Annotated in this window: 5 protein-coding genes; all 5 read right to left on the reverse strand. The window is 71.4% G+C overall.

The features are described 5' to 3' along the window. Positions 1-383 precede the first annotated feature (383 nt). The 5 genes from AB0K02_RS32560 to AB0K02_RS32580 are packed head-to-tail and all read right to left on the reverse strand — an operon-like array spanning position 384 to position 5331. Complete coding sequence (locus tag AB0K02_RS32560; RefSeq protein ID WP_365996209.1) at positions 384-953, reverse strand: N-acetyltransferase family protein; 570 nt, start codon at positions 951-953, stop codon at positions 384-386. Then, on the reverse strand, positions 950-2005 hold the full coding sequence (locus AB0K02_RS32565; protein ID WP_365996210.1) for an ATP-grasp domain-containing protein: 1056 nt from the start codon (positions 2003-2005) through the stop codon (positions 950-952). The genes AB0K02_RS32560 and AB0K02_RS32565 overlap by 4 nt, the downstream gene beginning before the upstream one ends. Before the next feature lie 4 nt (positions 2006-2009). Beyond that, positions 2010-3458 carry a hypothetical protein gene (locus tag AB0K02_RS32570; RefSeq protein WP_365996211.1) on the reverse strand — a complete coding sequence of 483 codons (1449 nt, stop codon included), beginning with the start codon at positions 3456-3458 and terminating at the stop codon, positions 2010-2012. A gap of 26 nt (positions 3459-3484) precedes the next feature. Then, positions 3485-4408: a diiron oxygenase gene (locus AB0K02_RS32575; protein ID WP_365996215.1), complete on the reverse strand. Its 924-nt coding sequence runs from the start codon at positions 4406-4408 to the stop codon at positions 3485-3487. Between the two features lie 5 nt (positions 4409-4413). Further along, positions 4414-5331 carry a class I SAM-dependent methyltransferase gene (locus tag AB0K02_RS32580; RefSeq protein WP_365996212.1) on the reverse strand — a complete coding sequence of 306 codons (918 nt, stop codon included), beginning with the start codon at positions 5329-5331 and terminating at the stop codon, positions 4414-4416. Between the last annotated feature and the right edge of the window lie 669 nt (positions 5332-6000).

Consider the following 6000-nt stretch of genomic DNA (forward strand, 5'->3'; position numbering starts at 1 on the left):
TATCTGGCGGGAAACACAGCGCACCACGATCTGACCCGACCGGCACCAACTACTCGTCCGCCGCAACCGCCGAATCGGTGAACTCGCCTCCTACCGCTGATAATCACCCCACCCGGCCCCTTGGCCACGCTGGCGGGATCTGTCGAACGAACGGAGTATCAGGGTGGTTGGTCACTGACGGGCTGAGGGGAAGCGGCGGTCGAAGGTGATGTCGAAGGTCCGACCACCTCAGCCCGAGGCTTCGCCCTGCCGCAGCCCCAACGCATGGGCGGGATACCAACATATGGGGTGTCGGCGGTCGGCCGCGGCCTCCCCCGGATCGGGATGGCGGCATGAATACCGTGATCTCTGCCGCCGTGACCGCCGGGAACTTCCCGAGGCGCTCACACGCCTGGGGTGAGCGGGCGGTCGGGGCCATCAGGCAGGAACGCCTGCCAGATGCCCAGGTCGACGAAGGCGCCGAGCTTCCTGCCCGCCCGGCGCATGACCCCGGTCCGCTCGAAACCGCACCTGGCGAGCATCCGGCCGGACGCCTCATTCGTCGTGGTCACAAAGCAGACGATGGTGGCGAAGTCACGCCGCCCGGCCTGGTCCAGCGCCCACCGGGTGAGCGCCGTGCCGCATCCGCGCCCCTGGGCGTGCGGGGCCAGGTAGACGGAGAGTTCCGCCAGCGGGTGGTAGCCGCCCCGGCGGGAGAACGCCGACAGCGCTGCATAGCCGCACGCCCGCCCATCGTCGTCGAGGTACACTCCGGCGCGGTAGCGCCCCTGGTGGTCGGCGAACCACTCACGGAAGTCCTCCGGGCTCTTCTCCTCGGTGTCGAGGGTAGCGTCGGTGTGCAGCACCGCGTGGTTGTAGACGGCGCGCAGGCCTTCCAGGTCACCGGGCTGCGCCGCGCGGATGCGGCCTCCGGCTCGGGGCGCGGGCCCGGCCGGGCGTGTCGTGGTCCTCATACGGCGATCCCTCCCTTCCTTTCCCCCGTCGTCGCCGCCGCGCCCGACAGGTGGGGGCGCAAGGCCTCCGGCGAGTCCGCGGCGAGGAGGCTGTAGCCGGTACGGCGCGAGATGTGCCGCGGGCTGGCATCGCTGGTGCGGGGGTAGGCGTCGGTGCGCTCGCCCCGGATCCTTGCGACGCCCGCGGGCAGCAGCGGCGGTGGTTCACCGTCGAAGAGGAACCTGATCCCGTACGCCGGCCACCGGCCCGCCCGTTCCGGGTGGTGCGCACCGCCGTACGGGGCGCCGACCCGGGACAGCACCATGGCCTCCTCCAGGTTCCACCCGTGGCGAAGCTCCACCAGCTCGCTGATCCGGTCTCCGGCGACGCGGTTGCCGACCTCGATCACCCGCAGGCCGCCCGCAGCGTCAGTCAGCCTGAACTCCGCATGCAGCACGGTGGACCGCACCCGGTAGGCATCGGCCACGGACTGCAGGACCGAGACCGCCTCCGCGTGCACCGCGGGCGCCAGGCCGTCGGCGCACATATGGGCGGTCTCGTCCGAGTAGGGCGGGGCACTGAGGAACTTGGTGGCGACGAACACCTCCCGTACCCGTCCCTCGCTCACAATGCAGTCGGCGCTGTACTCCGGGCCGTCGACGCACTCCTCCACCAGCGCGCTGCCCCGCAGCGGAAGGCCGGTGGCCCCGGAGCGGCGGTGTCCGAACACCCTGGGCAGCGCGGCCAGTACGTCGGCAGGGGTCTCGCAACGGGTGACGAAGAAGCTTGCCGCGCCGTCCACCGGTTTGACGATCACGGGGAACCGCACCGCGGTCCAGTCGAACTCCGACGCCTCCTGAGTCGACGAGAAGACGGCGTACACGATGGGCTGAGGCACCCCGTGGGCCGCGAAGGCCGCGCGCATGGCGTCCTTCTCGCGGTAGACCGCCAGCCGGTCCACCGGATTGTGGGGCAGGCCCAGCAGGGCCGCGATGCGGTCGGCCACCGGCACGGCCAGTTCCCCGCCCGGCACCACCCCGACGGGTGTGTACGGGGCGATCAGCGTGGCCAAATCCTCAGCGGGGGCTGCCAGACTGGGCACTTCCACCCGGCGGCAGCCGGCCGGCGCCTCCCTCGGCAGGCCCAGGAAGACCGGCTGGTGTCCGTGGGTCCTGCAGGCCGCGGCGTAGCGGTCCGCGGCGTGTCGGGCGACGGTGCCGACCACGACCACATGCGATGCGCTCATCGTGCTCCTTCCATGTCAGTGGTGTCGTTGAGGTCTTGGCGCGCCAGGAGAACCGGGTGGGCCTGGCGTGCCGGGCTGTGCGCGGCGGCCTGCCGCGCCGGCAGAGCGCGGCGGCGCTCAGTGCGGCGGTCAGCGACCACAGGCCGGCGTGCCAGGCCGGGGAGGGCAGCGCGGCCACGGCGGTGCCGACGTACTGCCCCGCGCCCATGCCCACGGTGTTGGTGGCGAAGGTGAAGAAGGCGACGTTCCTCGCCGTGCCGGTCCTGGCCCCGGCGGTCTCAGCCTTGAGCAGTTGCATCCCCACCGCCGGCACCACGATCTCCCCGAAGGTGTAGAGCACCACGGAACCGGCCAGCGCCGTCCATCCCGCCGGTGCGCAGCGCAGCACCAACAGCGCGGCCAGCAGCGCGGCGACACCGGCCGCCGACTGCCAGCGGTGGTCGGGCGCCAGCCGCCGTATGGCCCGCATCACCGGGAGGGAGCAGGCGATCAGCAGCACCGCGTTGGCCGTGAAGAACACCACGGTGAGCCGGTCGGCGGAGGGGTAGCGGTGGGAGAGGGTGAGCGGGATGTACGCAAGCGACTGGGCGTACAGCACATAGGCCAGCCCGCTCCCCAGGCAGACACGGGCCGCCGCCCGTGAGGTCGGCCGCAATCGCGCGACCTGGCCGGCGGGCGGCGGAGCCTCACGTGGCGGCGGGGAGGCCGCACCCGCCCGGGCCAGTGGAAGCAGGCAGCCTGCGAACAGCAGCGCCGCGGCTGTCAGCGCCAATCCGAATCCGCCCAGTCCGAGCAGCATCCCGCCCAACACGGGCCCCACGGCGCTCCCGATGCCGAAGAACGTACCGACGGCCGCGAACAGCACTCCGGTGTCCACCGTGGAACCGTTGGTGAGCAGATGCAGGCTCCGGGAGGCATTGCTGTACAAGTTCAGGCAGGCGCGCAGCAGCACTAGCCCGGCGAGGACCGCCACCGATTGCACCGCCACAGGCAGCGACGGCAGCACCGCCAGGGTGCCCGCGCCCGCGGCGAGCCCGGCCACCGACCACCGCGCGGTCAGCAACAGCCGGCCCCGGGAGTCACCTCCGGCCGCCGAGGCCAGCAGGGCCACCACACCGCCGACCACCGCCGAGAGCAGGAGTGCGACACCGATCGGCCCCGAACCGGGCGCGTACTTCGGGAGATGCACGGCCAGGAACGGGTTCAGCGTGAACAGCGCAGTGCTGGCTACCAGGGTGACCGCCAGCAGCCTACGGCTCTCCCGAGAGTATCGGGTCATCGGCTGCCGCTGACGGGAGGAAGACCTCATGGCAGCAGCCCGGCGGCACCCAGCGCGTCCGACATCCGGCCATGGCGGAGCGCCCCGCACTCCTGCAGGTAGCGCAGGGTGGCCGCGCCTGTGGCCGCCGTCTCCGCGCGCAGCCGCTCGGGGGGGTAGGACTCCTCGCACACCGTGTCGACCACCCGCCCGGAAAGGCCGTATCCGGTCAGCTCACGGCGCAGACCCGCCAGGTCTGGAGCGGTGAACTCGCTCATGAAGCGCGGCAGCAGCGGAGCCAGCAGATCCCGGTCGGAGGTCCCCAGTCCATCCCACAGTCGCGGCAGATACGCGGCGAAGAACCGGTGGTGGCGGCCCTCGTCCACGGCGTGGTCGGCGATCGCCGCACGGACGGTGTCCACGACCTCCTCGTCATGCGGGACCGCCGACAGGGTGGCGGAGATCATCGTCTCGGACACCACCACGAAGAGCTGGCGCGCCAAGGCCCGCGTCCTGCCGTCCGGCAGATCCGCCAGCACCTCCTCCAGCCGCCGGTCGATGCCCGCCCTCCAGCCGATGACCGGCGCCACGCCGGTGCCGTGCCGCACATCGGACATCAGTTCCACCGCCTCCAGTGCGTGGTAGCCCTCGTCCACATAGATGCGGTGGGCGCCGTGGACATCCTCGTCCCGGAGCTCCACCGGGACCTCCCGGTGCGCCAGGGCGAGGACAGCAGGGTTGACGACGTACTGTTCCAGCCGGATCGTCAACGCCATGAAGCGGTAGAAGTGCTGGATGTGCAGTTCCCTCCAGTGGGGCCCCTCCAGCCGCTCCCGCAGCAGCAGATGACCGGCGACCGGCACCTGGGAAGTGGAGAAGAACAGTCGGCCGGTGCCCTCCGCGCGGGGGTCCCACCGTCGCTGCGCGGCGGCGCGGACGGTCGCGGCCCGGTGCCAGCGGTCCCGCTCCATGGGTGTCACCGGGTGTCTCCCCCGCCGCGGCGGTAGGCACCCACGCCCTCGGAGGTCGGGAGGTCCAGCGCACGGTCGTAGTAGCGCTCCACAATCCGGGAGAACCCGGTGAACTGCTCCACATTGCGGGCGATGCGACCCGCGAAGTAGCCGTTGTCGGTGAGGTTCTCCAGCAGGACGTTGTGCGCCAGCAGCAGCCCTCCGGGCCGGAGCCAGGGCGTCACGGCGGCGGTGAGCGGCCCGTAGACGGCCTTGCCGCGCCGGTTGGCTGGCCCATGTGCGGCCGGACCCTCGGCGTCCAGGACCACCAGGTCGTACTCAGCCAGTTCGCGTTCCAGACGGGCTGCGGCGTCCTCGCAGGCGAACGTGCAGACATCCGAGTAACCCAGCCGCCGGAGGTTGTCCGCAGACAACTGGAGCACGTCGGCGTCGGGATCGATCAGGACCGCGGTGCCACCGGCCGCAGCGATCCCTGGTAGCGCCCATGCCGCCCAGTAGCCGTAGTAGGAGCCGATGAAGACGGTCCGGGCCGGAGCGGTGATCTCCGCCACCGCGAAGAGCAGGCGCGCCTCCTCCGGGAAGATGTACGTGAGGTGGCCGCCGTGGTCGAACTCGGCGTCCATACGGTCGCGAAAGCGCTCGAAGCGGTCCTTGTCATAGCCGGTCCCAGGCAACAGGCCCTCGGAGTGGAGCCGGACGAGCATACGATCGACGGCGGACTCGTCGTCGACGCACAGGCGGGTGGCGAGGTTGAGCTGGTCCTCGTTCAGCCCCCAATCCTCGGGTCGCTCCGCGGCCAGGGCACTCTGCAGCTCGGCGCGTCCGATGGACCCCGCCTGGAACTCCTTGAAGGCCGGTAGACCGGCCAGCCGGGAGCGGATCAGGGAATCGGCCGTGCCGGCGAACTTCTGGGGTGACTTCATGGTGCCTTCCTGCCAGCAAGCTGCTGCCGGCATGTACGAACAGAGTGGAGCGGATGGGGAGCGGCTGCCCTGGTGCGCAGTGGGGGGCGGAGCCCATGTGGCGGGCTGCGCCCGTGAGCCTCCGGGAAGGTGTCGGCGGTCAGCCGAAGGCAGGGCGCCGGGGGGCTTCGCGTCCGCGGGGCGCGAGAGGAGTGGTTCCCGGCTCGTGCGGTTCGCCTTTGTGGGGCAGCCGTGGTGATGCGTCAGGTTTCCGTCTCACGGCGGACCGGAGAGTGGGCGGTCTCGCAGCCCGGGAGACGGGCCACGACGACATGCCCGAGTCTGCGGCCGGAAGACGGCTGCGCCCAGAGCAATCGCTACTCAATCGAGGGCGGCCGGAATTGCGCCATCTGAAAGGAACTCATCGGCGAACCGACGTCCCGGTGGCCGCAGTTGCGGTCCACGCGTGACGCATACCCATTCCCATGACGGCGAATCCCGAGACGTGGGGGTCAAGCGACGCCATGCCGAGGGACCTTGGTATCTCCTCCGCTCCCCGCCCCCGGCCGACGGACCGGCCGGCCCCGCACGAGGTGCGCCTGACCGAGGCCGCGCACGCCGTCGGCGCGCTCGTCGCCGTCGACAACACGCTCGCCACCCCGCTCGGGCAGCGGCCGCTGGACCTCGGCG

Origin of the sequence: Streptomyces sp. NPDC049597 (genome assembly GCF_040675505.1) — a bacterium.
In the GTDB taxonomy this organism is placed as follows: Bacteria; Actinomycetota; Actinomycetes; order Streptomycetales; family Streptomycetaceae; genus Streptomyces.

Excerpts from the sequence above, each read along its gene's own strand:
- AB0K02_RS32580 (WP_365996212.1), bottom strand. The coding sequence starts at position 5,331 with ATGAAGTCACCCCAGAAGTTCGCCGGCACGGCCGATTCCCTGATCCGC.
- AB0K02_RS32575 (WP_365996215.1), bottom strand. The coding sequence starts at position 4,408 with ATGGAGCGGGACCGCTGGCACCGGGCCGCGACCGTCCGCGCCGCCGCG.
- AB0K02_RS32560 (WP_365996209.1), bottom strand. The coding sequence starts at position 953 with ATGAGGACCACGACACGCCCGGCCGGGCCCGCGCCCCGAGCCGGAGGC.
- AB0K02_RS32570 (WP_365996211.1), bottom strand. The coding sequence starts at position 3,458 with ATGACCCGATACTCTCGGGAGAGCCGTAGGCTGCTGGCGGTCACCCTG.